General features: G+C 45.1%; 16 protein-coding genes and 1 other annotated feature. Of the genes, 10 read left to right on the top strand and 6 right to left on the bottom strand.

From position 1 onward, the window contains the following. The first annotated feature begins 319 nt into the window (after positions 1–319). On the top strand, positions 320–1714 hold the full coding sequence (gene ffh / locus ACRRSW_RS14530; protein WP_432452504.1) for a signal recognition particle protein: 1395 nt from the start codon (positions 320–322) through the stop codon (positions 1712–1714). 160 nt (positions 1715–1874) lie between these two features. On the opposite strand, the gene ACRRSW_RS14525 is transcribed toward ffh, so the two are convergent. The 5 genes from ACRRSW_RS14525 to hpf all read right to left on the bottom strand — a co-directional run bounded on the left by ACRRSW_RS14525 (position 1875) and on the right by hpf (position 8935). After that, a complete protein-coding gene (locus ACRRSW_RS14525; RefSeq protein ID WP_432459710.1) occupies positions 1875–3671 on the bottom strand; it encodes an alpha/beta fold hydrolase in 1797 nt (598 codons plus the stop codon). Positions 3672–3797: 126 nt separating this feature from the next. Further along, the gene (locus ACRRSW_RS14520; RefSeq protein WP_432459708.1) at positions 3798–5105 is read right to left on the bottom strand and encodes a hypothetical protein; all 1308 of its coding nucleotides are present in this window, start codon (positions 5103–5105) and stop codon (positions 3798–3800) included. 26 nt (positions 5106–5131) lie between these two features. Continuing rightward, entirely contained in the window at positions 5132–6118 is a 987-nt protein-coding gene (locus ACRRSW_RS14515) for a thrombospondin type 3 repeat-containing protein (RefSeq protein ID WP_432459707.1), read from the bottom strand. A gap of 211 nt (positions 6119–6329) precedes the next feature. Then, the gene (gene aroF / locus ACRRSW_RS14510; protein WP_432452508.1) at positions 6330–8333 is read right to left on the bottom strand and encodes a 3-deoxy-7-phosphoheptulonate synthase; all 2004 of its coding nucleotides are present in this window, start codon (positions 8331–8333) and stop codon (positions 6330–6332) included. Positions 8334–8347: 14 nt separating this feature from the next. Beyond that, positions 8348–8474, bottom strand: a sequence feature (Phe leader region). An 86-nt stretch (positions 8475–8560) separates the two neighbouring features. Continuing rightward, the gene (gene hpf, locus ACRRSW_RS14505; protein ID WP_432452509.1) at positions 8561–8935 is read right to left on the bottom strand and encodes a ribosome hibernation-promoting factor, HPF/YfiA family; all 375 of its coding nucleotides are present in this window, start codon (positions 8933–8935) and stop codon (positions 8561–8563) included. A 271-nt stretch (positions 8936–9206) separates the two neighbouring features. Here hpf and ACRRSW_RS14500 point away from each other — a divergent pair, with 271 nt between their 5' ends. The 6 genes from ACRRSW_RS14500 to ACRRSW_RS14475 all read left to right on the top strand — a co-directional run bounded on the left by ACRRSW_RS14500 (position 9207) and on the right by ACRRSW_RS14475 (position 19123). After that, complete coding sequence (locus ACRRSW_RS14500; protein WP_432459706.1) at positions 9207–11414, top strand: putative bifunctional diguanylate cyclase/phosphodiesterase; 2208 nt, start codon at positions 9207–9209, stop codon at positions 11412–11414. Positions 11415–11639: 225 nt separating this feature from the next. Next, positions 11640–13412 carry an extracellular solute-binding protein gene (locus tag ACRRSW_RS14495; protein ID WP_432459705.1) on the top strand — a complete coding sequence of 591 codons (1773 nt, stop codon included), beginning with the start codon at positions 11640–11642 and terminating at the stop codon, positions 13410–13412. 6 nt (positions 13413–13418) lie between these two features. After that, the gene (locus ACRRSW_RS14490) at positions 13419–14510 is read left to right on the top strand and encodes a microcin C ABC transporter permease YejB (RefSeq protein ID WP_432459704.1); all 1092 of its coding nucleotides are present in this window, start codon (positions 13419–13421) and stop codon (positions 14508–14510) included. Between the two features lie 2 nt (positions 14511–14512). Beyond that, on the top strand, positions 14513–15565 hold the full coding sequence (locus ACRRSW_RS14485; protein WP_432459703.1) for an ABC transporter permease: 1053 nt from the start codon (positions 14513–14515) through the stop codon (positions 15563–15565). A gap of 10 nt (positions 15566–15575) precedes the next feature. After that, positions 15576–17147, top strand: coding sequence for an ABC transporter ATP-binding protein (locus ACRRSW_RS14480; protein ID WP_432459702.1), 1572 nt, complete (start codon positions 15576–15578; stop codon positions 17145–17147). Between the two features lie 35 nt (positions 17148–17182). Continuing rightward, a complete protein-coding gene (locus ACRRSW_RS14475) occupies positions 17183–19123 on the top strand; it encodes a transglycosylase SLT domain-containing protein (RefSeq protein WP_432459701.1) in 1941 nt (646 codons plus the stop codon). Here ACRRSW_RS14475 and pdxH read toward each other — a convergent pair. Continuing rightward, positions 19113–19766: a pyridoxamine 5'-phosphate oxidase gene (gene pdxH / locus ACRRSW_RS14470; RefSeq protein ID WP_432459700.1), complete on the bottom strand. Its 654-nt coding sequence runs from the start codon at positions 19764–19766 to the stop codon at positions 19113–19115. The two genes, ACRRSW_RS14475 and pdxH, sit on opposite strands and share 11 nt — an antisense overlap. A 198-nt stretch (positions 19767–19964) precedes the next feature. On the opposite strand from pdxH, the gene ACRRSW_RS14465 reads away from it, so the two are divergent. The 3 genes from ACRRSW_RS14465 (at position 19965) to ltaE (ending at position 23504) form a co-directional block, all read left to right on the top strand. Continuing rightward, positions 19965–20984 (top strand): LacI family DNA-binding transcriptional regulator, encoded by a 1020-nt coding sequence (locus ACRRSW_RS14465; protein WP_432452517.1) that lies wholly within the window; start codon positions 19965–19967, stop codon positions 20982–20984. 634 nt (positions 20985–21618) lie between these two features. Continuing rightward, positions 21619–22455, top strand: coding sequence for an SDR family oxidoreductase (locus ACRRSW_RS14460; RefSeq protein ID WP_432459698.1), 837 nt, complete (start codon positions 21619–21621; stop codon positions 22453–22455). Continuing rightward, complete coding sequence (gene ltaE / locus ACRRSW_RS14455; protein ID WP_432459697.1) at positions 22452–23504, top strand: low-specificity L-threonine aldolase; 1053 nt, start codon at positions 22452–22454, stop codon at positions 23502–23504. The genes ACRRSW_RS14460 and ltaE overlap by 4 nt, the downstream gene beginning before the upstream one ends. The last annotated feature ends 5 nt before the right edge of the window (positions 23505–23509 follow it).

The raw sequence follows: 23509 nt of genomic DNA, 5'->3' as shown, positions 1-23509 counted from the left end.
TTTAGAAAATGTTGCTTGCTAACCATTGATCTTTGGTGATTGGTGTTTTTCGGTGAGAAACGGCGTTAAATCATGGTGATAGGTTCTCCTTAAAGCGAGAAAAATTTAATTGAAAGCTTTGGGTTGAAGCCTCCATGCGGCATTTCTCACCATTTTCGACGCGCTATTGCTTGCTTTTGTCGACTGGCTCAGCGGTGTAGGCTCCACCTTTTCGCAAGATCCGATAAACAGCTGCAAAAATAATCTCGAAAGATAAACAGGCCCTAGGGTATAATGCCAGCGCTGAACGATGCTCGTTATATGATCAACAGGAAAAAGCATGTTTGAAAACTTATCTGATCGACTCTCGAAAACCTTAAAAAATATTAGTGGCCGTGGCCGTTTAACCGAAGACAATATCAAAGATACGCTACGCGAAGTTCGGATGGCTTTATTGGAAGCCGACGTTGCTTTACCTGTGGTTCGTGAGTTTGTAAAAAAAGTAAAAGAACGTGCCTTAGGTCAAGAAGTTAACAAGAGCCTTAGCCCAGGCCAGGTATTTGTTAAAATCGTACAGCAAGAGCTTGAAGCGGCGATGGGGGATTCTAACGAAAGCCTCAATTTGGCGGTACAACCGCCAGCCGTGGTGATGATGGCGGGTTTACAAGGGGCGGGTAAAACCACCAGTGTCGCCAAACTTGCTAAGTATCTGAAAGAACGTGAAAAGAAAAAAGTGATGGTGGTCAGTGCCGACGTTTATCGTCCGGCGGCGATCAAACAGTTAGAAACCCTCGCCACAGAAGTGGACGCAATTTTCTACCCGAGTCACGAAAAACAAAACCCGGTGGATATTGTCAACGCAGCCATTGTAGAAGCGAGAAAACAGTTTGCTGACGTATTAATCGTCGATACCGCTGGTCGTTTACATGTTGATGAAGACATGATGGACGAAATTAAGGCCTTGCATCAAGCGGTTGACCCAGTCGAAACCTTATTTGTGGTGGATGCGATGACCGGCCAAGATGCTGCAAATACGGCTCAAGCCTTTAATCAAGCATTGCCGCTTACCGGTGTGATCTTAACCAAGACCGATGGTGATGCGCGTGGTGGCGCGGCGCTGTCGATTCGTCATATCACTGGTAAGCCGATTAAATTTATGGGGGTTGGTGAAAAAACCGACGCTCTAGAACCCTTCCATCCAGATCGTATTGCGTCACGTATTTTAGGGATGGGTGATGTTTTATCGTTGATTGAAGAAGTTGAGCGTAAGGTTGATAAAGATCAAGCGCAAAAACTTGCCAAAAAAGTACAAAAGGGTAAGGGGTTTGATCTAGAAGACTTCCGCGAGCAGTTGGTTCAAATGAAGAATATGGGCGGCATGATGGGCATGCTGGATAAGTTGCCCGGTATGGGACAAGTCCCCGCTAACGTGAAAGATCAAATGAATGATAAGTTGACCAATCAAATGGAAGCTATCATTAACTCGATGACACCGGGTGAGCGTAAGCAACCGGAGATCATTAAGGGCTCGCGTAAGCGTCGAATCGCTGCTGGTTCTGGGACTCAAATTCAAGATGTAAACAAGTTGTTAAAACAGTTTACTCAAATGCAGAAAATGATGAAGAAGATGTCGGGTAAAGGTGGCATGCGTAAAATGATGGGCCAAATGAAAGGGATGATGCCTCCAGGTGGGATGGGCGGCTTCGGCGGTGGCAGAGGCCCCGGTCGTTTTTAGTCGTGACCCTTGAGACTAAAACCCAGCGCCTTGCTGGGTTTTTGCTTTTTAGCGGATGCTTTTGTTAAATATAGGTGCGACCTAGATGTATAGCAGAGGCAAATTCAGGGGCGTGTCACGTCGCAATGAATCTGTCCTAGCAGACCGTTAGGTGAACTATCTACACGACGCATTGCTCAGCCATGTGGTGGCTTTCTTTTATATGCTTGAGTATTTTGTCCCAGCAATGATAAATCAGCAGATGACCATGTGGTTTCAATTCATATAGTTTGGTATTGGGTAGCGCGTTACACAATAAACGAGCGAGTTGAGCAGGGACGTGCTGGTCTTGGCTACCATGCCACATGCTGATGGGGGTTTCTAAGGCTGAAAAGTCGATTGACCAGTCTTGACTTAATAAAGTAAGTTCATGAGAAAATGCAGTCGGTCCTTGGCGCATCGCTTCTCGAAAAGCTAATAAAAAGTTATTCATCAGCTCTGGCTCTGAAAGGGCATTGGCATCACTTTCACATAAAAATTGGTAAACTTGATCGAAGTAACGTTCAGGATTGTCCATTACATTACGCGCAATAAATGTAAATAGTGGGTGGATAATACTGGGGGCATTGAGTGCGATATAAGCCAATAGTTTATTACTGGTTTTTACCCCATGTAGTAGTTTGATTGGTTGATAAGGCGTCACGCTACTAATCAATGTTGTGTGAATGATACGTTCAGGGGCCAGTGCTGTGAGAGCTAAAGCAAATGGTCCGCCGCCGCAGAACCCCGCGACGCAAAACTTTTCCAGTTCTAATCGGTCCGCGAGTTGTAGAGCGTCTTGGGCCGATTGCTCCAAGCAAGGTTTATCGCTTGCTGTTGTGAGGCCAAACCCAGCGCGATCAGCAGTGATTAATCGCAGCCCTTGCTCATATATCAAGTTTTTATTGGGGTGTTGTTGCAGCCTTGAACCCGTGCTCGGATGGAACATGATAAGCGGCAGGTCACTGCTTCGACCAATATCGCTATAGCCAAGCTGGCGTTCGCCGAGTTTCAGTTGATGGTGATAACAAGGCGCGTTCAGGTGTTGCTGTTGTAATAAACTGGTGACAGTGGATACTGATGTTTTGTTGGTGGCGCTACTTGTAAGCGCAAGTTTGATCAGTTCGCTTTGCCTATGGCAGCCAGTTTTCGCAAAAATAGCTTTCAATTGGCTGCGTACGGTATTGATTGAGACTTTATTTTTTTCGGCAATTTGATGCAGAGTGCGTTCTTCAAGCAGTAGTGCCACAATTCGTAATTCCGCAGGACTGATGTTGTAGCTTAAAGCAAAACCTTCAAGATCAAGCTCCACCTGTGCTTCCGCGCAGGCGATTAATGCCAGTACTTGTCCAGTCTGTTGCCATCTATCCATGACTCTTGAGAGGTTTAAGCTAATCGGTTGCGCTTGGAAACTTTCACGGAGTTGCAGAGTTAATGAGTGGTGTTGAGGGTTGGCGGCGGATAGCTGCTCAATCGCTTGATTGAATTGTCGCTGAAGATGGTGTTCGGCTAATTGCAGACGATTATTGTATAAATTTATTGCGGTGGTTTTTTCTAAGGCATGTCGCGCTTGTTGATTGAGTTGCAATACTTCACCCGCTGCGGATAAAAGCAAAGCGGGTAAGGGAAGTTGCTCAAATAGTTGTTGCTGTAAGGCTTGTTGATCTTGTTCTTTGGTGAGTTGTTGGCAAATTTGAGCACTGCGTTGTAAGTGGTCGACTAAGTGTTCGAATGACGCAGTTGGTGAGATGGGGCTTATCGTGTGCAGTTGTCCAGCCCCCATACTCAGCATTGTCTGCTCGCTGACTTGCTGTTGAGATGATAATCGGGGCAGTAGTTCAACAATTTGTTCTAATAATTCAGGCCATAATGCAGGGTTTAGTGAGGTATCATAAATCTTAGCGATAAGGTGTTCAGATAGTGGCTCCGTGTTGTGCATAATACCCTTTCATTCGATGCTTTCGTCTAAGGAAATGAAAATCACGTTAACTAGACCGACGACAAAGATAAAGCAAAATTAGATGCTAACTGTAAAAAGTTAGCATCTAGATCAATTGACCATGATTTAGTTCATATTTGGACAATCGTTGGGAAAGCCTTTATTGCTGGCGTATGACCAGCCATCTACATTGGCATAGCGGTTAAAATTGTTACACATAGCATCAATCGGGTAGGCAAGTTCAAAATAGCTAAATCCGCCGAAGTCACTATTGTTGCTCGCGGTGCTACCAAGTACAAAGCTTTCATTTGAAATGACGCTAGCGTTACGTACAAACAAAGCACTGTTTATGGTGAAATTGGCGGCATCGACTTTCGCAGATTGAAGTTCTACTTTGTCTGCGTAGACTTGCTTGGTCCATAGGCTAGAGCCTGAGCGAAGCGTGAGTTCTGCAACGGGGTCATTGAGTGTACCGATAGCATCTACGTCGATCGAGGCATTACCTTCCAATTCGATATTGTTGGCAGTCATTGTGTTTCCGCCCAAAGAGGAAGAGCTACCGATATAAACTGTGTCCGCTCTTAGATCGCCTTCGATTAATAGACCACCATTATTAAATAGGTCTAACTCGTTTGCCATGCTGGCATTATATACGGTACCGCCTGCATTGGTGCGTATTCGCAAGTTATCAACCAGCAAGGAACCTTCGCCAAGGTGCTTGAATCCAGATGCGTTACTTGCGGTTAATTCAGCACTGCTTAAATTGGTATATTCCATGCTGCTTGCGGTATCAAGTAGGATCAGTTGCGCTTTACCTTCGGGAGAAAAAAAGAATAAACGAGATGATAAAGTTGCAACAAACTTTAAACCGTCGACATCATCGTTATATACGATCGATGACGTTCCTGTCGCCAGTAATTCACTGCCCGCAGGGTAAGTGTTATTTTCAAAATAGACGGCGCTTCCTGCATCGATGAAGGCTGCACGATTACTATCGGTGTTGCCTAAAATGCTGGTGCCGATGATATTCACATCCTGCTTACCAACGACTTTGATTAAGCTATCAATGCTACCACCAGTGATTTTAATGTTGTCACGACTGATCACAAGTTCAGCATTGCCATCACCGCCGCAGGTTCCTGTTAGCGTTAAACTCACAAAACGCTCCGAGCCAGGGTTGGCAAAGTAATCGTTGAGCGCATCGGCATTGCTAGCACAGTCAATATCGAGCGTAATGGCCTGATTGTTTGGGGTGGTACTTGAGTTTGCCAAGCGCTCTAGGTAGCTAAAATTGCCGTTCATCTCATTGGCTTTAATGGTCTCTCCTGCTTTAAACGTGGTTAAAGTTGTGGGGCTTGTATCGGCGACAGCTATTCCAGTGCTTAGTACGATGTAGCAGGTGAGCATTGAGAGTGAATTATTAAACTTTTTCATTATCTGGTCCTTTAGATATTTTTAAATTATTGCCATGTAGCTTGGTCAAATACGGCCTTATCAAAAGTTGCGGCTGGCTTGGGCTCACAAGCATCCCCTATGCCGTTGTCGTTGCTATCGGTCTGCTGGCTATTGGCGACATTTTTACAATTATCATGGTTGTCACCGACACCATCGTTGTCTGAATCTTGGGTTTCACTGGCATTGTTGGGGAATTTATCAGCATTATCGCCGATGCCATCGTTGTCACTATCGCTTGTTTCATTGGCATTATTCGGATAACGATCTTGTTTATCTAATACGCCATCGTTATCGTCATCGTCGTCGTCAATCACCTTTGCCAGTTCACCGTTGTTAATGATGATGGTTTCCTCTTCAGTGACGCTTGCAAGCAATTGTTTATTTTGTTGATAGCTTTCGACGATTTGACTGGCCGCACCCGCCGACAGGCTATCAATCGGCATTAATTGCGCTTCAACGAGTAGTTGCGCATAGCGTGCTGTTTCACTGTTTTGTTGACTGATAAAGTCACCGAGGATACTTTCAGGATCAATATGCAAGTCATTCGCAATTGCCTGCTTGGCTTGTTCTACGCTTAATTCGCTATCATTTTGCATTGCGAGATGCACTAAGGTTGAGAGCGGCGATATCTTGGTTTGTCCTGCCGGAGCAGCCATGAGATAACTAAAACTAATGGTTTGCTCTGGCGCGTCTTCGTCGATAGTTTGTCCTGCAATTGCCTTGACTACAATTGGGTATTTTGCGTAATCGGGGTAGTCGCTAACAATGAGAATCGCTTTGCCGCCTTCTCCTGATGTCGCAATTGGTTCTCGATTGTTCCATATATAATCGCCATTGATATCCAGCCAAACTGAAGCGTTTTGTAGATAGCCGTCGATGGCGGTCGCTTCGAGTGTTAACTGGCCAATTGGTGGTTTATCTTCACCTCCGCCGCAGCCACTTAAGCTTATCGCCATCCCAACTGCTAAGGCTAAAGGATGTAGTTTTTTCATGATTGTCCCTTTATGAGTTGATCTGCCAAAGTGATAGATTTGGCGACCTCAAGATATAAAAGAGGCCATTTTCACGCATCACCTAAATGGGTGATAGGAAGGAAAATAACGGGTCAACTAAGGGCGAGGTTGGTCTTTGGGAAGGGGAGTTGAATTAGCCAGCGCCTTAGCGCTGGCTTGATTGAAGCAAGACAAATGACCAGCGAAGTGTTTAATAAAGCTCCGCCATAAGTTGTTTGAATTGATTAAAATCCAGTGATTTATCGGTATCAACACTCGCTTCACTAGGGGCCGGGTGAGTACATAAAATTACTCCGTCTGCACCAAGTAATTTTGCGGCCTTGGCCAAGGGGGCGATAGACTCGATGTTCTCTACTACTTCTCCTGGATTGACCACGATGGGTAAGTGAGTTTTTTCGCGTAACAGGCTGATGGCGCCTAAATCGAGGGTGGTCTTGGTTTTGCCTTCTAGCGTTCGAACGCCGGCTTCACACAGAATCACCTGTTGATTGCCCTGCGCTAGAATATAGTCAGCAGCATGTAACCATTCCTCTAGGGAGCACATATTGTTACGTTCCAACACAATTGGACGAGTCGACTTGCCTAATTCCTTCAGCAAATGGAAGTTTTTCATATGGCGTGAACGAACATGCAAAATATCTGATTTGGCGGCAAGGGCGGCAACTTGGTCGACGTAACTCACTTCCGTCATGATGGGGAGCCGATATTTTTTGCCTGCGGTATTGAGATAATTTAAACCTTCTTCTCCTAGTCCCTGAAAGCTATAGGGTGAACTGCGTGGTTTAAAGCAACCTGCGGCGAGAATAGCGGCTCCTGTTTCTTTTACCGTTGCTGCACAGTTGATGATTTGTTGCTCCGACTCAACTGCTCCGGGGCCAGCAAAAGTAATAAAGTCTCCCCCTCCTATTTTCACATCACCGACTCGTACCACGGTATTCACTTGTTTATGACTGCGACTCGAAAGCGCGCCATCAGCCTGAATGGTTTTAATTAAGCTCGGTGTTTCTGTTCCTGAGTTTTGTTGGTGAGCGAGTATCGCCAGCGGGATCTGGGTTGGATCAACATTTTCGCTGGGATAACAGCCTAACACCTTAATATAGCGGGTTAGGCGGGTTAACTCTGCAAGAGCCGCTTGCATTTGTGGGGAATTAACGTTGGCCGATACATCGACATAAAACATTTCTTCCCATGGATTACCTTGTACCGGGCGAGATTCTAACTTACTCATATTAATGCTGTGCTCACGCAATACCAGCAAGGCTTCAACCAGTGAACCTGGCTGTTGGGCTGTTGACATAATAAAGGTCGTGCGAGCAGGAACTTGATCTGCAACTTCAATCGGCTTGCGTGAAACGACGATAAAACGAGTATAGTTTTGTTGTTGATTGGCAATATCTGTTTTGAAGGCTCGCAGACCATACATCTCTCCACCAAGTTTACTGCCGATCGCGCCGATACTCAGATCATCACTGGCGGCGACCATTTCCATCGCTTTAGAGGAACTATCGACAAAATCAACTCGGGTTCCGGGCAGTGTTCGCAGGTATAGACTGCATTGCTGGTAGGGTTGGGGATGCGCATACAAGGTGGTTACCTGTTCTAACTTTGCCTCAGGGTTTGCAAGAATACAATGGTCAATGGCAATCGATAGTTCTCCAACAATTGAGAGGCTCGTGTGTTGCAGCACATCATAAACTTCGTTAATACTACCAGAACTGGTGTTCTCTATCGGTAACATGCCGTAATCCGCTTGACCAGACTCGACGGTATCGACAATATCCTGAAAACCACTACAGCCAAATTCAACAATTTGCTTTTTGTAACGTGAGAAGTATTGATGGGTGGCGATATTGCTATATGAGCCTTTGTTGCCCAGGAAGGCGACACGTACCGCTGGTGCAAGTTTATCGGGGTTGGTTATCCCTTGCAGAAATGCTTGCTGTGATAGAACCGAATCTTCGATGATGGTGTGATAAAGCTGGGTGACATAGTGCGCATCAAGGCCAAGTTCGCGCCCTTTGGTGATCAGTTTAACCAGTAGTTGTTGTTCACGTTCTTGATCGCGAATCGCCTTTGGGGATTCAATTTTACTTTTAGCCACTTCAACGCTGAGTTGGCGACGCTCAGTCAATAAGCTTAATAAGTTTTGGTCGAGCTCGGTGATTTTTGTTCGGATCTGCTCTAAGTCTGCCATTTATTATTCCCTGTAAAAAAAAAGCCTCCCGGTAGGAGGCTTTATGGATCTGTGTGTTTTCGTTTTTACACCAATTCCGTCCGCCTCCCTAAAAGGGTGGAGTAAAAAAGAAACCAAACAAAAATCGGATTGTAAATATTTTCATGCGACCAGACTAAAAAGCAATCATCTTAAAGTCAAGTAATACCAAGCAAATTGATGCCTGGTATTACTGTATTATCGAAAGCCTATGCGGCTTCTTCATCATCGTTATTCGGCTCGCCATCATCAATCTCGGCAGGCTCTCTTAGGAATTCTTTTCCTGAGCGACTCGCTCGATGTGCATTTGGCTTCTCTTGGAAGCGATGTAATTGTCGCTCTAGCTTGTGTCCAAGATTATTGATGGCGGTGATGAGGTCCTGATGCTCATCACTGGCAAATAGTTGTCCATTGGGTAAGTTAATTTTAGCTTCTACCTTAACCTTCTTGTTATCGCTAATAATAATAACTTTTGGTGAGATTAATGGGATTTGGTTTTTTTCTAACTTTTCAAAGCGCGTGGCAATATGCTCACGAATGGTTGGGGTAATGGAGATTGTTTTGCTGGTAATATCAATAATCATAAGCCTCCCAAAGACTATCTAGTAATTATTTCACTTTCAGCATACGATCTTTAAAAATAAAAAAACAGACATTCGTCACATTTTTTTAGCGCTTGAATTTGTTCGAGTATGATTGTGACTTGTTAGTGAAAAGTATTATAAATTGCTGAATAATGCTTGAATATTGTTGGGTAATTCGGCACATTGGATGGGATAACAAGCAGTTGGTGTTAACCCGTCGGTCACGCTTAGTTCGTAACCGAAAAAGAAAGTCGTTGTAATTTTAATCGATATGGATGGCGTCATAGATACTACACCTTTGCTGAATTCATCTTCTGGTCCTTCCGAGTTAGCGGTTTCAATATCTGAGCTCGCTCTTGTATTAGCTCGTCAGCCCAGTCAACATTTCTTTTCTGAATTGGTTCGTCAATTGGCAGAGCGCTGTGGTGCTTGCGAAGTTTATGTTGCCCGTTTTGATTCTCGTTTGGCGAATGTACCCTGTATTGCTTATTGTCGTGATGGTCAATTGTTTTCTAGAACCTTAAGCCCTGTCACGCCTCAGTTATTGGCTGATATTCGATATCAGGCTATGACTCTCTCAAGCGATTTAGCAGAGCAGTATCCCGATTATGCCTTCCTTCCCTCCGAGCTAGCGCGTAAGCCCTCAGGCTTTTTAGCATTACAAATTGTTGATGATGCAAAGCTGGTGGCTTATTTAGCGCTAACTTTTGTGGCTTCAGAATTTGATTCGGAATTTGTTAAACAACTCTGTTTGCCATTTATGGAGCGGATTGGGACCGAATGCTCTTTGTTACAAGAGAGCGAAGCGTTGGCGCTCTCAGCGGTGGCGTTTGAAAGTAATGACGGCTTATTGATTACCGATGCAGACTATCGCATCGTGAAAGTTAACACCGCGTTCTCGCAAATTACTGGTTATCGCCAATCGGAAGTATTAGGTGCCGAGTTGACGGAGGTTTTTGGTAGTCCAAACCCAGTGTTTATTGACGCTGTGGATGGTTCCGTTCGGCGTAAAGGTGAAGTCGAGCGCTTGAGAAAAAATGGTCAAAGTTATACTCAATCAGAGACCATTACCGCGGTAACGAATGCCGATACGGGACAGAGCCATTATGTGGTGAATATTCAAGATATCTCGGCCAATATTGCATCGGAAAAACAAATTCAACATTTAGCCTATTTTGACGAGCTAACGGGTTTACCAAATCGGCGAAAATTACGTGAAGAGTTAGACAGTTGTTTTAACCGCGCTAAAAAGAGCCATGTGATTGGAGCCTTGCTGTTTATCGATTTAGATCATTTTAAAAATATTAATGATTCTTTAGGGCATGCCGCAGGCGACTGGGTATTACAGCAGGTCGCGCAACGTTTACAAGGTTTGATCCGCCAAGGCGATGTATTGGCTCGTTTAGGTGGCGATGAGTTTGTCCTGTTACTGGCTGATCTCGGCGGAAGTCCGCCTCATGCAGAACAACAAGCGCACTTAGTTGGAAAACGTCTTATTAAAACCATCTCTGCACCTTATCCCTTCGATGGTCAATCGTTGCATATTGGTGCCAGTGTGGGGATTACTTTATTTCCGGGAAAGGGGCAGACAGCAGAGGATCTGCTCAAGCAAGCTGATACAGCGATGTATCAGGCGAAATCGGCGGGGCGACGTACCGTGATCTTTTTTGAAGATGGTATGCAGCGGCAAGCGGATAAACGTTTGCAAATGCACAATGCATTGCGTAGCGCTTTAGCCAATGAAGAATTATTGGTTTATTACCAGCCACAACATATGGTCGCTACGGGTGAGTTAGTTGGGGCGGAGGCCTTAGTACGTTGGCAGCCTTTGGGGAAGAGTTTGGTGTCGCCGACCGAATTTATCCCCATCGCTGAAGAATCCGATTTGATAATCGATATTGGCATGTGGGTACTTGAACAAAGCTGTAAACACATGGCTAAATGGCAAGCGATGGGCTTAACGCTGCCAGAGCTTTCAGTTAATGTGAGTGCCAAGCAATTCCATCATCCTGAATTTGTTGAGAAAGTTGAAGATTTGATGATGCGTTATGATATCGATAATGCGATGTTAAATTTGGAAGTGACCGAGTCGGTGGTGCTCGGGCATGCCGAGGATACGATTCGTAGAATGGAACAGCTAAAGGAATTAGGGCTGCGTTTTGCTATCGATGATTTCGGCGCGGGCTATTCTTCATTAAGTTACCTGAAACGCTTACCTGTGGATGAGCTGAAAATCGACCGCTCCTTTATTCGTGATATTCCTCGTGATAGCCGTGATATGGCGATCGTTGATGCAGTATTAGCAATTGCCCGTCATCTTGGTTTTACGGTGACAGCTGAAGGCGTGGAAACGCGTCAGCAATTAGAATTTCTGAAGCAACAAGGTTGCACCTTTTATCAAGGTTTTCTATCCAGTAAAGCGATCCCTGCCGATGCGATGGAACGATATATTCAACGTTTTCAGCGTAAATTTGCTTAAAAGCTCTTTATCTTTTAGTTTCTAGTCGGTTATAACTACAGCCATAGGGTCTGTTGCCAGCTGGGGTGGATTTTTATACAGGCTAAGTTTGTCACGATGTTTTTCGTTGCATTCATGGCCTTTATAGTGAGTATTGTGGTGAACTTGAGCCTATTTCACCAGGACAGTTCAACCGATTCTGCTTAAGTTGAACATTCTATTTTTATTTGTGAGGACGCGCTTATCATGACACGACTGCTATCGGCACTTTGTATTTTGCTTATTGGTTTTGCTCACGCCGAGGAATTTAGTCGTTCTCACGCGCTGGTGATGCATGGCGAGCCAGCCTTAGCTGCTGATTTCTCTCATTTACCTTATGTGAACAGTGATGCTCCGAAACAAGGGCGTATCACTTACGATGCATTGGGAACCTTTGATACTTTCAATCCCTTTATTGTGAAGGGAAATCCCGCCGCAGGGATTGGTCAAATATACGATACCTTGATGGTCTCTAACGATGATGAAGCATTTTCTCGCTATGGTCTGCTCGCCGAAACCGTCGATTTACCAGCCGATCGCTCTTGGGTACGCTTTAATTTACGCCCACAAGCTCGTTTTCACGATGGTCACCCAGTCACCGCGGAAGATGTGGTCTTTACCTTTCATTTACTGATGGAAAAGGGTGCGCCTCATTATCGGGCCTATTATGCCAGCGTGAAAGATGTGGTGGCAGAGTCGCCGCTGAGTGTGAAATTTAGTTTTGTTAATGGCAATAATCGCGAATTACCGCTGATTCTTGGTGAGTTACCAGTGTTACCCAAGCATTATTGGCAGCAGCATGACTTTAGTAAAGCCGATTTAACCCCCCCTTTGGGTTCCGGGCCTTATCAGTTGGATAAGTTTGATATTGGGCGTGCGGTGAGCTACCGCTTGGTCGATGATTATTGGGGCAAAGACTTAGCGATTAATCGCGGTCGTCATAATATTCAAACCATCGCATATGAATATTATCGTGACTCTTCGGTGGCTTTAGAAGCCTTTAAATCGGGACGGATTGATTTTCGCTTAGAAACCAGCGCCAAAGATTGGGCCACCGCATACAACGGTCCGTTGTTCGCAGAAGGTAAAATTCATACCGATAATCTGAGAAATGAAAATCCGCAGGGGATGCAGGGTTTTGTCTTTAATACTCGGCGAAGTGTGTTTAGTCAGCGAGGCGTGCGCAAGGCTATTGGTTTATTGTTTGATTTTGAATGGACTAACGAGCAGTTATTTTATGGTGCTTATACCCGTACAGAGAGCTATTTTGCTGCCTCCGAATTGGCGGCAACCGGGTTACCTAAAGGGGGCGAGTTAGCCTTACTGACGCCATTTAAAGCGCAGCTTCCGCCTGAGGTATTTAATCAGCCATTTCAGCTCGAACGCACCCGAGGCGATGGGAATATTCGCCCGCAAATGCGCGAAGCTTTAGCCTTGCTTAAAAAGGCAGGATGGACTTTGAGCAAAGGTAAGTTAGTGGATGTTCATGGTAAACAAATGCATATCGAAATTTTGATTTATCAGAAGAATTTTGAGCGAATTGTTTTGCCCTATACACGCAATTTACAAAAAATTGGGATTAGTACTGAAGTTCGGGTGGTGGATGTTTCGCAATATATCAACCGCGTACAGAAATTTGATTTTGATATGATAGTGGGTAGTTTTGGACAGTCTTCTTCACCGGGTAATGAGCAGCGCGGTTACTGGGGCAGTGCAGCTGCCGATCATTTTGGTTCACGCAATTACATTGGGGTGAAAAGTTCGGTGATTGATGAGTTGGTTGATGCAGTGATTGCTGCTGATAGTCGAGCCGCGTTGGTGGATGCCACTCGCGCTCTCGATCGGGTTTTGTTGTGGTCTTATTATGTGGTCCCTCAGTGGCACCTTAATACTTGGCGTATCGCCTACTGGGATAAGTTAAAGCGACCGACACGTAACCCCAAATTCTCGCCTGGTTTGGATACTTGGTGGGTCGAATAAACGACCATGACTAGTTATATTCTGCGACGCCTGTTACTGATGATCCCTACTTTATTGGGGATTATGACGCTTAATTTTGTGATCATCCAGTCAGCCCCCGGTGGTCCGGTTGAGCAAGCTATCGCCAAGATCCAAGGGATTGATACTTCAGCGACTCGTCGGGTAGATTCGGGGGTCGATAGCGAAGTTATCCAATCTAACGCTGGTGCAAGTTCTAGTTCATATCGTGGCGCGCAAGGTTTACCCCCAGAACTGGTGGCGGAGTTAGAACAGCTCTACGGTTTTGATAAACCCTTGTATGAACGTTATTTTGATATGTTGGGGAATTACTTGCGGTTTGATTTTGGGGATAGTTTCTATCGGGATAGTTCGGTGGTTGACCTCATTATTGAAAAAATGCCGGTGTCGATCTCCTTAGGCTTGTGGACCTCGCTATTGGTTTATGGGATTTCGATCCCGCTTGGGATCCGTAAAGCGGTGCAACACGGTAGCCGTTTCGATGTGTGGAGCTCAACTGTGGTCACGGTTGGTTTTGCTATACCTAATTTCCTGTTTGCGATTATGTTGATCGTACTGTTTGCAGGGGGCAGTTATTGGGATTGGTTTCCACTGCGAGGGCTTACCTCAGCTAATTGGCAGGAGTTAAGCTGGTTGGCTAAAGTGGGCGATTACTTTTGGCATCTGGCCTTGCCCGTCACCGCGATGGTGATTAGTAGTTTTGCGACTCTTACCATGTTGACTAAAAACTCCTTCCTTGATGAAATTAATAAGCAATATGTATTAACCGCAAGAGCCAAAGGGCTTAGCGAAAATCGCGTGTTGTATGGTCATGTATTTCGTAATGCGATGTTGTTGGTGATTTCGAGTTTACCAGCTACCTTGATTAGCATTTTTCTAACGGGTTCTTTCATGATAGAGGTGATTTTCTCCTTAGATGGTCTTGGTCTGTTGGGTTTTGAGTCGGTAGTTAATCGAGATTACCCGGTGGTATTTGGTACTCTGTATATCTCAACCCTTATCGCTTTGTTGCTCAAGTTAATCAGCGATGTGACCTATACCATGATTGATCCACGGATTAATTTCGAGGGGAGGCGTTAACCATGGGCTTAGTCGCGCAGTGGCTGCGAGTAAAGGCCAGCCCAATTACCCAACGCCGTTGGTTGCAATTTAAAGCGAATCGACGTGGTTATTGGAGTTTTTATTTATTTTTGTTGCTGTTCTTCATTAGTTTGTTTGCCGAGTTTATTGCCAATGATAAACCGTTGCTGATTTCCTATCAGCAACAGTGGATGATGCCGATCATCACCGAATATAGCGAGCTGCAGTTTGGCGGAGACTTAGATATTGAGGCGGATTACTCCGATCCTTATATTCAAGGTTTAATCGAGCAGCAAGGGGGATGGTTGCTATGGCCTCCAGTGAAGTTTTCTTACGACAGCATTAATTTTAATTTGACGGTGCCTTCCCCCTCACCCCCTACATTTGACAACTGGTTAGGCACCGACGATCAAGGACGCGATGTATTTGCTCGCTTACTTTACGGTTTTCGCTTGTCGGTATTATTTGCGCTGGTATTGGCAGTTACTAGCTCTGTGATTGGCGTCGCGGTTGGCGCCATACAAGGTTATTTTGGTGGGCGGGTTGACCTTTGGGGTCAACGTTTTATCGAAATATGGTCGGGGATGCCGCAGTTGTTTTTACTCATTATTTTATCGAGCATCATTCAACCGAGTTTTTGGTGGCTACTTACAATCTTATTGTTATTTAGCTGGATGAGTCTGGTTGACGTGGTTCGAGCTGAATTTCTTCGAGGTCGTAACCTCGAATATGTGAAAGCTGCTCGAGCCTTAGGGGTAAGCGATCCAGCGATTATGGCACGGCATATTTTACCTAATGCGATGATTGCAACTTTGACATTTTTACCTTTTATTTTCATTGGAGGTCTGACAGCCTTAACTGGTTTAGATTATCTAGGTTTTGGTTTACCGCCAGGTTCCCCTTCATTGGGAGAGATGGTTGCCCAAGGTAAAAACAACCTACAGGCACCTTGGCTCGGTATTACTGCTTTCCTATCGATGTCGATTATTTTAATTTTGTTGGTGTTTATTGGCGAAGCGGCGCGTGACGCCTTCGATCCCAGAAAGCGTATTTAGGTAGCGGCTTGTGAAAAAACTATTAGAAATTAACCAGCTATCGGTGTGCTTTGGTTTGCCTGACCCAGTGGTTAAAGATGTCAGCTTGGAGTTGATGCAGGGTGAAACTTTAGCTCTGGTCGGTGAGAGTGGCTCGGGCAAATCGGTAACCGCCTTGTCGATTCTGTCTTTACTGGGCGGGAATGCCAAAGTGAGTGGTCAAATTTGGTTGCAGCAGCAAGCCTTGTTAAATCAACCAAGCAAGACGCTGCAAGCGCTGCGAGGTAACCAAATTGCGATGATTTTTCAGGAACCTTTAACCTCGCTCAACCCCTTGCATAGCGTAGAGAAGCAAATTAGTGAAGTACTCTATGTTCATCGTGGTATGGATAAGCAGCAGGCGCAGCAGCGCGTCTTAGAGTTACTCGACTTAGTGGGGATCGAACAACCGGAAAAACGTTTGGCTAGCTTTCCTCATCAATTGTCGGGAGGGCAACGTCAGCGGGTGATGATTGCAATGGCCCTGGCCACCGAGCCAAAACTGTTAATCGCTGATGAGCCGACAACAGCCTTAGATGTCACTATTCAGCAGCAAATTTTAAATTTGCTTAAACAGTTGCAACAACAGCTAGGGATGGCGATTTTACTGATCACTCATGATTTAAATGTGGTCCGTGGTTACGCCGATCGTGTGGCGGTAATGCAAGCTGGCCAACTGGTTGAAGTGAATGATTGCGCGGCGCTGTTTGCGGCGCCTCAGCATGCCTATACTAAAACTTTGCTCGATTCTGAGCCGGTTCGCCAAAGCCTCTGTGATGCACAGGCGGAAACTTTACTGAAGGTTGCGCAACTGAAGGTATGGTTTCCCATTAAACAGGGTTTTTGGCAGCGAACCGTCGACCATATTAAAGCGGTCAACTTAGTTGATTTTGAATTAAAGCGAGGTGAAACCTTAGGTATTGTTGGGGAAAGCGGTTCAGGGAAAAGTACCTTAGCGCAGGCGGTACTGCGTCTGATTGACAGCCAAGGTGAAATTTATTTCAAACAGCAAGCCATTCAAGCTTATGGTGTTAAACAGATGCAGCCGCTGCGTCGTTTTATGCAAATAGTCTTTCAAGATCCGTTCTCTAGTTTGAGTCCACGAATGACGGTAGCGCAAATTATTGGTGAAGGTTTAAGTTTGCATTTTGACCTGAGCAAACAGCAATTAAAGCAAGCCGTTGCGGAAGTGTTGCTCGATGTTGGTCTCACGCCAGATGTGATGCACCGTTATCCTCACGAATTTTCCGGTGGGCAGCGTCAACGTATTTCTTTGGCTCGTGCTTTGGTACTGAAACCAGAAGTCCTAATTTTGGATGAACCCACATCTGCTCTCGACCGAACCGTACAAAAGCAATTGCTTGAATTGCTGCGTCAGTTACAGTTTAAATACAATTTAAGTTATTTATTTATTAGCCATGACTTAGCGGTTATTCGTACGCTAAGTCATCGGGTGATGGTCATGCAATATGGGCAGGTGGTGGAGCAGGGCGCAACTGAAGCAGTTTTTTGCCAACCTCAGCAAGAATATACTCGCCGATTAATTGATGCTGCGTTAATCTAAAGATTGATGGTAGCAACAATTAGGCGTGACAGACTATGCCACAGTGGTTTTGGCAACTATGTGTTTTTCTGCTCTGTAGTGGCTTAGGCTTCGCTCAGGCAGGGCAATTAACGCCGCAGCAGCAAGCCTATAAAGACGTGCGGCAATTGCAACGCGCAGCGAAGTGGACACAAGCAGAGCAATCTTTAAATCAACTTAAAGACTACCCCTTGTTTGATTACCTACGTTATTACCAGCTACGAGGACAGATCCGCACTGTTAGTCGCGCCGAAGTAGAACAATTTATCGGCGCGAATTCATTGTCTTATTTAAGTAATGCGATGCAGCGTCGTTTTATGTTAGAGCTTGCCAGAAGGGGAGAATGGCAAAGTTATTTAGAATTTTACCCTCAGTTGCCGAATAGCATCGACTTACAATGTCATTATTATTATGCCTTATACAAAACCGGAGATGCTCCTCAAGCATGGCAAGGTGCCAAAAAACTGTGGTTGCACGGTCGTTCTAGACCGAAGGCCTGTGACGTTTTATTCACCCATTGGCAAAAAGCGGTTAAAATCAGCGATCAATTACGTTGGCAACGGATGCTGTTGGCTTTTCAAGCGCGGCAGATTAGTTTATTAAAATATCTCGGTAAATCTCAGTCCAAAATACATCAACCAGAGGTGAAGTTATTGGTGAAAGCCTATACTCAGCCAGCTGTTGTTTTGAGCTCCGGACAACTTAAAATTAGTCAATCGAGGTCTCATCAGCAAATTGCCTTATTAGCAATAAAAAGGTTGGCGAGGCGTGATTTGGCTGCAGCTGTGGGGTATTTGACGCGTTGGGCGAAGCCCTTAAGTCAGTCAAATCAGTTGTATTTAAACTGTGAGCGAAGTTTGGTCCGCAAGGTGATTGGTCAGCCAACTCCGGTTTTGCTGAAGTGGGCCGACCGCCAGCTTCGTTTACATCCTGATAGCCATAGTATTGAGCAGCGGGTTCGTTTAGCGATTGCGCAGCAACAGTGGGCGCAGATTAGTCTATGGTTAGCGCGATTACCTGAAGCGACTCAGCGGCAGGAGCGTTGGCGTTACTGGCAGGCTCGCTCGATGCTTGCTTTGGGACAAACCGAGCTTGCTATGGCCAGCTTCGATAAACTTTCCGTAGAACGAAGTTACCATGGTTTTCTTGCTGCTCAATATTTAAACAAGCCATTTCAACTCCAAGAGCAGCAACATCGTATGAGCGCTGCTGAACTTAAGCAAATCGACCAGCATCCAGTGGTGCTCAAAGTCAAAGAGCTATTGGCCCTAGAAGAGTATTATTCGGCGCGTTCCGAATGGGATCATTTATTAAGGCGCTCCAAGTTATCGCGCCAGTTAGATTTAGGGGCTCTGGCCCTTAGTCATAACTGGCAAGACATGGCGGTACAGGCGTCAATCATTGCAAAGCAATGGGATCAACTGCAAATGCGTTTTCCTTTGAGTTTTGCTCAAGAGTTTGAGTATTTTGCGAATAAGCGCCAAGTAGAAGCTAGTTTATTGTACGCCTTAGCGCGTCAAGAAAGTGCGATGTATCCTTTGGCACAAAGTTCGGTTGGCGCACGTGGCTTGATGCAGTTAATGCCAGCGACTGCGAAACACACCGCGAAAAAAATTGGTTTTAAGTATCGTTCACGAAGTCAACTATTTGAACCGGAAGATAATATTCGTTTGGGGAGTGCCTATTTAGACAGTTTACTTGACCGTTATCAAGGCAATCGTATCTTGGCTGCCGCTGCTTATAATGCTGGCCCGACACGGGTTAGTCGTTGGCTTGCCAAGTCAGGCAAGGTACCTGCCGATGTATGGATAGAGTCGATTCCGTTTAAAGAAACACGCCATTACGTACAGAGCGTATTGGCGTATCAAGTCGTATATCAATATCGGCGTAAGCAACCGCTTCAATCTTTACTTACTCCACAGGAGTTAAGTTACTCCTATGGTGTGCCTAAGGGCTAAGGCGGTCCGCTTTCCAGCCCTTGGCGTCGCAACTATAACGGAAGCGGTCATGCAGACGATCGGCTTTACCTTGCCAAAACTCAATTGTATCGGGAATGACTCGGTAGCCACCCCAAAACTCAGGCAGTGGCACCTCTTTATCTGCAAACTCTTGTTTGCAATTGCTGACTTGTTTTTCAAGAATACTACGGTTTGCGATGACTTGGCTTTGGTGGCTGGCCCAAGCACCAATTTGGCTGCCTCGTCCGCGGCTATGGAAGTAGTGCTCGGACTGTTGTTGAGTGACTCTTTCAACACGCCCTTCAATGCGAACTTGGCGTTGTAAAATATTCCAATGAAAGGTTAAACAAGCGAGAGGATGAAGCTCTAACTCCTGTCCTTTTCTACTCGAATAATTGGTGTAAAAAACAAAGCCCTCTGCGTCAAATTCTTTTAACAATACGACTCTAGCCGAAGGACGACCATCAGCGCCTACCGACGAAACTGTCATTGACTCAGGCAGTACAATTCCTGATTTTTTGGCTTGTTTAAACCATTCCCCAAATAGCTCTATGGGATCTTCTTTGCCAGTCGGCTCAGGAAGCGAGACCAACACTCCTTGACCCAAGGTTAAGGCACAACGTAACTTACTAATAAATGACATAATTAACTTACTTAATTAGTTGATGCAACAAGTAAAAAAACTCATTGCATGAAGCAGCAACGGATATCTAAATTTAAACTATAGTTTACACTCTGTGGCGCGGTTTCACTATCAAGTTTTGCTCTGTCTTGGTATAGTTTTACCCAGATCGTTTTTCAAGTTTAATTCTGCTTTGCAGACGATAAGAGGGTAAGTAATTTGGCCACAATTAAAGATGTTTCTCAGTTGGCAAATGTGTCGATATCAACCGTATCTCGCGTGATTAACGATACTGCTCAGGTAGCACCAGAGAAACGAGAGGCCGTTCTCCGAGCGATGGAAGAGCTTCATTATCGCCCAAATAGTTTTGCCCAAGCCTTGGTTAGCAAACGTTCCGACTGTATTGGTTTAGTGGTGGGTGATCTCGGTGGTGGCCCGTTCTTTGTGCAGATGATGAAGGGTATAGAAGAAATTGTTGATATGGCCGGTAAATATACCATTGTTATGTCGGGCCATCATAGTGCAGAGAAAGAGCGTCATGCGATCGATATATTATTACAGCGTCAGTGTGATGCAGTTATTGTTCATTCGATGGCATTAAGTAATGAGGAGTTAAGAGAAATTGCGGATTGTAAGACCCCGTTTATTTTTATTAACCGTTTAGTTCCTGGCTTCGAGAATCGTTGTGTGTACTTGGACAATAGTGAGGGGACGTATAAGTCGACTCGCCATTTACAAGAAAAAGGCCATAAAGATATTGCCTTTATTACTACCGATGATCTGTCATTCACCGATGGCGTTGAGCGTTTATCAGGTTATCGTCAAGCGATGGAACAAATATCCGCACCTATTGATGAGCAGCTGATTGCTCGAGCTTACCCCGATGAAGTTGGGGGGAGCCAAGCAGTAAGTCAATTATTAGAGCGAGGAATGAGTTTTACTGCCATCGTGGGGTATAACGACTCGATGGTTGCTGGAGCCGTATCGGCTTTACGTGATAAAGGCTTCGATATTCCCGGGCAAATCTCTGTTGTGGGTTATGATGATAATCACTATGCGCGTTTTGTTCATCCTAAGCTCACCACCGTTCGTTATCCTATTGAGGATATGGGCAAGCGTGCCGCTCAGTTAGCTATCGATATTTTGGAAAAGAAAGGCAAGGAAATTGAGCCTAATATTATCGGGCTTAAATTTATTCCAGAGTTGATTGTGCGTGATTCCGTAATCAATAAACTGTGATCTAAATCAAACATTCTAAGCAAGGGCTGTTCTTAGCCCTTTTTTTATTTTGCTATGAAAGGCTTTTCTGGTATCGTTTTCACATCGGATGCAATTGTTAGCCGCATTTGAAGATTGAGTTTGAGATGACTTAATTGAAACTTTCCCGCTGTATAGAATTGATTGATTTAACTAGCATTTCTAGCTATCTACAATTCTAAGAACTTGCTGTTACGACCTAAATTTTTGGGTCGTTTTTTTTTGCCTTCGTTTTACGGTTGGCGAATACAACTCAAGATCACTTTTATGACAGCGAAGACGCAAGTTTACTCCGTGGCCATTTTAATGAAATCTTCGGCCTAAGTGTTTTTGCTTTAGAATTAGCATAAACGCACTCAATCATCCCCCTTGTCTAACATGATTTGAATCGCTATCGATTGTTCAGATATTGTGCTCGGTTGATAGAATAGCAACTCTATTCATTATCGATTGATTTACGCTGGTTAAAATGAATGTTAGTTTTGTTGTTTATTTTCTATTTTTAATAAAGTATTCCAGCAATCAACGGCTTGCTCTCATCTATTTCCCCTCGGTCTAAATAGATCCCCCATTCGCGAATGGGGTGTAATTGCCGCTAAACTTAAAAGGACAGTGAGTGATCAAACGAATTAGTATAGTGGGCTGCGGTTGGTTGGGTTTACCTTTAGCGCAGTTTTTGTTGGCCGAAGGCTATCGGGTATTGGGGTCTCGGCGTAAGCTTGAAGAGCTGGAATCACTTGGCCATCTAGGCATAGAAGCATATCAGTTGGATTTAGCGCCGCAGTTACAGTCAAATAATATTGCAGCGTTGCTTGCTTGTGACTTGCTCATTATAAATATTCCTCCAGGGCGTAAAACAAATACCGCAGACTACCATATCGCCCAAATCACCGCGTTACTTGATGCCGCTACAGAGCATGGCGTTAAAAAGATCCTCTTTATCTCGTCTACTTCGGTTTATGGGCCTCAACAGGGAATCGTAGATGAATACACGGCTCGTCATCCGACCACCAGTTCTGGTATTGCCTTAAGCCATATTGAAGATAAGTTATTTGCTAGTCGCGCTTATCAAGCGAGTGTACTGCGTTTTTCTGGCTTACTGGGCGGACAGCGTAAACCTGGACGATTTTTATCGGGGAAAACTGTGAGTGGCGCAAAGAGTCCGGTGAATGTGATCCATCGTCAGGACTGTATCGCGTTGATTGGTGCTTTAATTCAGCGGGATATTTGGGGCGAGCAGTTCAATGCCTGTAGTGATTTACATCCAACTAAACAAGAGTTTTATGAGCTAGCGGCTGAGCAGTTGGGACTGGTTACGCCCACGTTTACCGCCGGTGAAGTCAGTAATAAACGGATCGACAACCATAGAATTAAGGCTGTATTGAATTATCAATTTAGCTACCCCGATCCGATGCAATGGTTAATCGAACATCAACAAGAGGCTGAGTCATGAGTGATTTTAGAAGTGATACTGTCACCCGTCCTACGCAAGCAATGCGTTTATTAATGAGTCAAGCGGAAGTGGGGGATGACGTATATGGTGATGATCCTACGGTCAATCGTTTGCAGGATTATGCTGCCGAGAGAATGGGAACCGAAGCCGCCTTGTTTTGTAGTTCGGGGACTCAAGCCAACCTGTTGGCCATTATGGCGCACTGCCAGCGAGGGGATGAGTATATTTGTGGTCAGAGTGCACATAATTATAGATATGAAGCTGGTGGTGCCGCAGTACTTGGGAGTGTGCAGCCACAGCCAATAGAAAATAGTTCTGATGGAAGCCTGTGTCTCAACAAGGTTCAGGCGGCAATTAAAGAAGATGATTTTCACTTTGCCCAAACTCGCCTGTTATCTTTGGAAAATACCATTGGCGGGCGGGTATTACCGATGGATTATTTGGCTAGCTTACCTTCCTTCGTGGCAGAGCATCAGCTGGCGCTGCACCTGGATGGTGCTCGATTGTTTAATGCCGTGGTTCAAAGCGGTGTCGATGAACGTCTGCTGGTAGCGCCTTTCGACAGTTTTACCATTTGTTTATCGAAGGGTTTGGGAGCGCCGATTGGTTCGTTACTGCTTGGCGATAAACGCTTAATCGAGCGCGCCAAGCGATTGCGAAAAATGTTAGGGGGTGGCATGCGTCAAGCGGGCATTATTGCAGCCGCTGGCCAATACGCTTTGGAGCATCATGTCGCTCGTTTAGCCGAGGATCACGCTAATGCACAATTGTTGGCGGAACAACTGGCGCAAATTGAGGAATTAGAATGTGACGCACACTCGGTGCAAACCAATGTGGTTTATGCGCGTTGTCGTCACCAACAATCCTTTGCCTTAGCAGAGTATTTAGCCGAACGGGGGATATTTGTTACCGCCGGGACGCCGATCCGTTTCTTGACCCATCTTGATGTGAATCAACAAGATATAAAACAACTCATTGGCGCGATTAAAGCCTTTTACGCTGAATCAGCGGCTGTGATAAGCAACAATACCGCTAGGCCAATGAATTAATTAAG

This window comes from Agarivorans sp. QJM3NY_25, from assembly GCF_050870875.2.
GTDB lineage: Bacteria > Pseudomonadota > Gammaproteobacteria > Enterobacterales > Celerinatantimonadaceae > Agarivorans.
The sequence above is the reverse complement of the archived record's forward strand: the minus strand, read 5'-3'. Positions and strand labels throughout refer to the sequence as shown.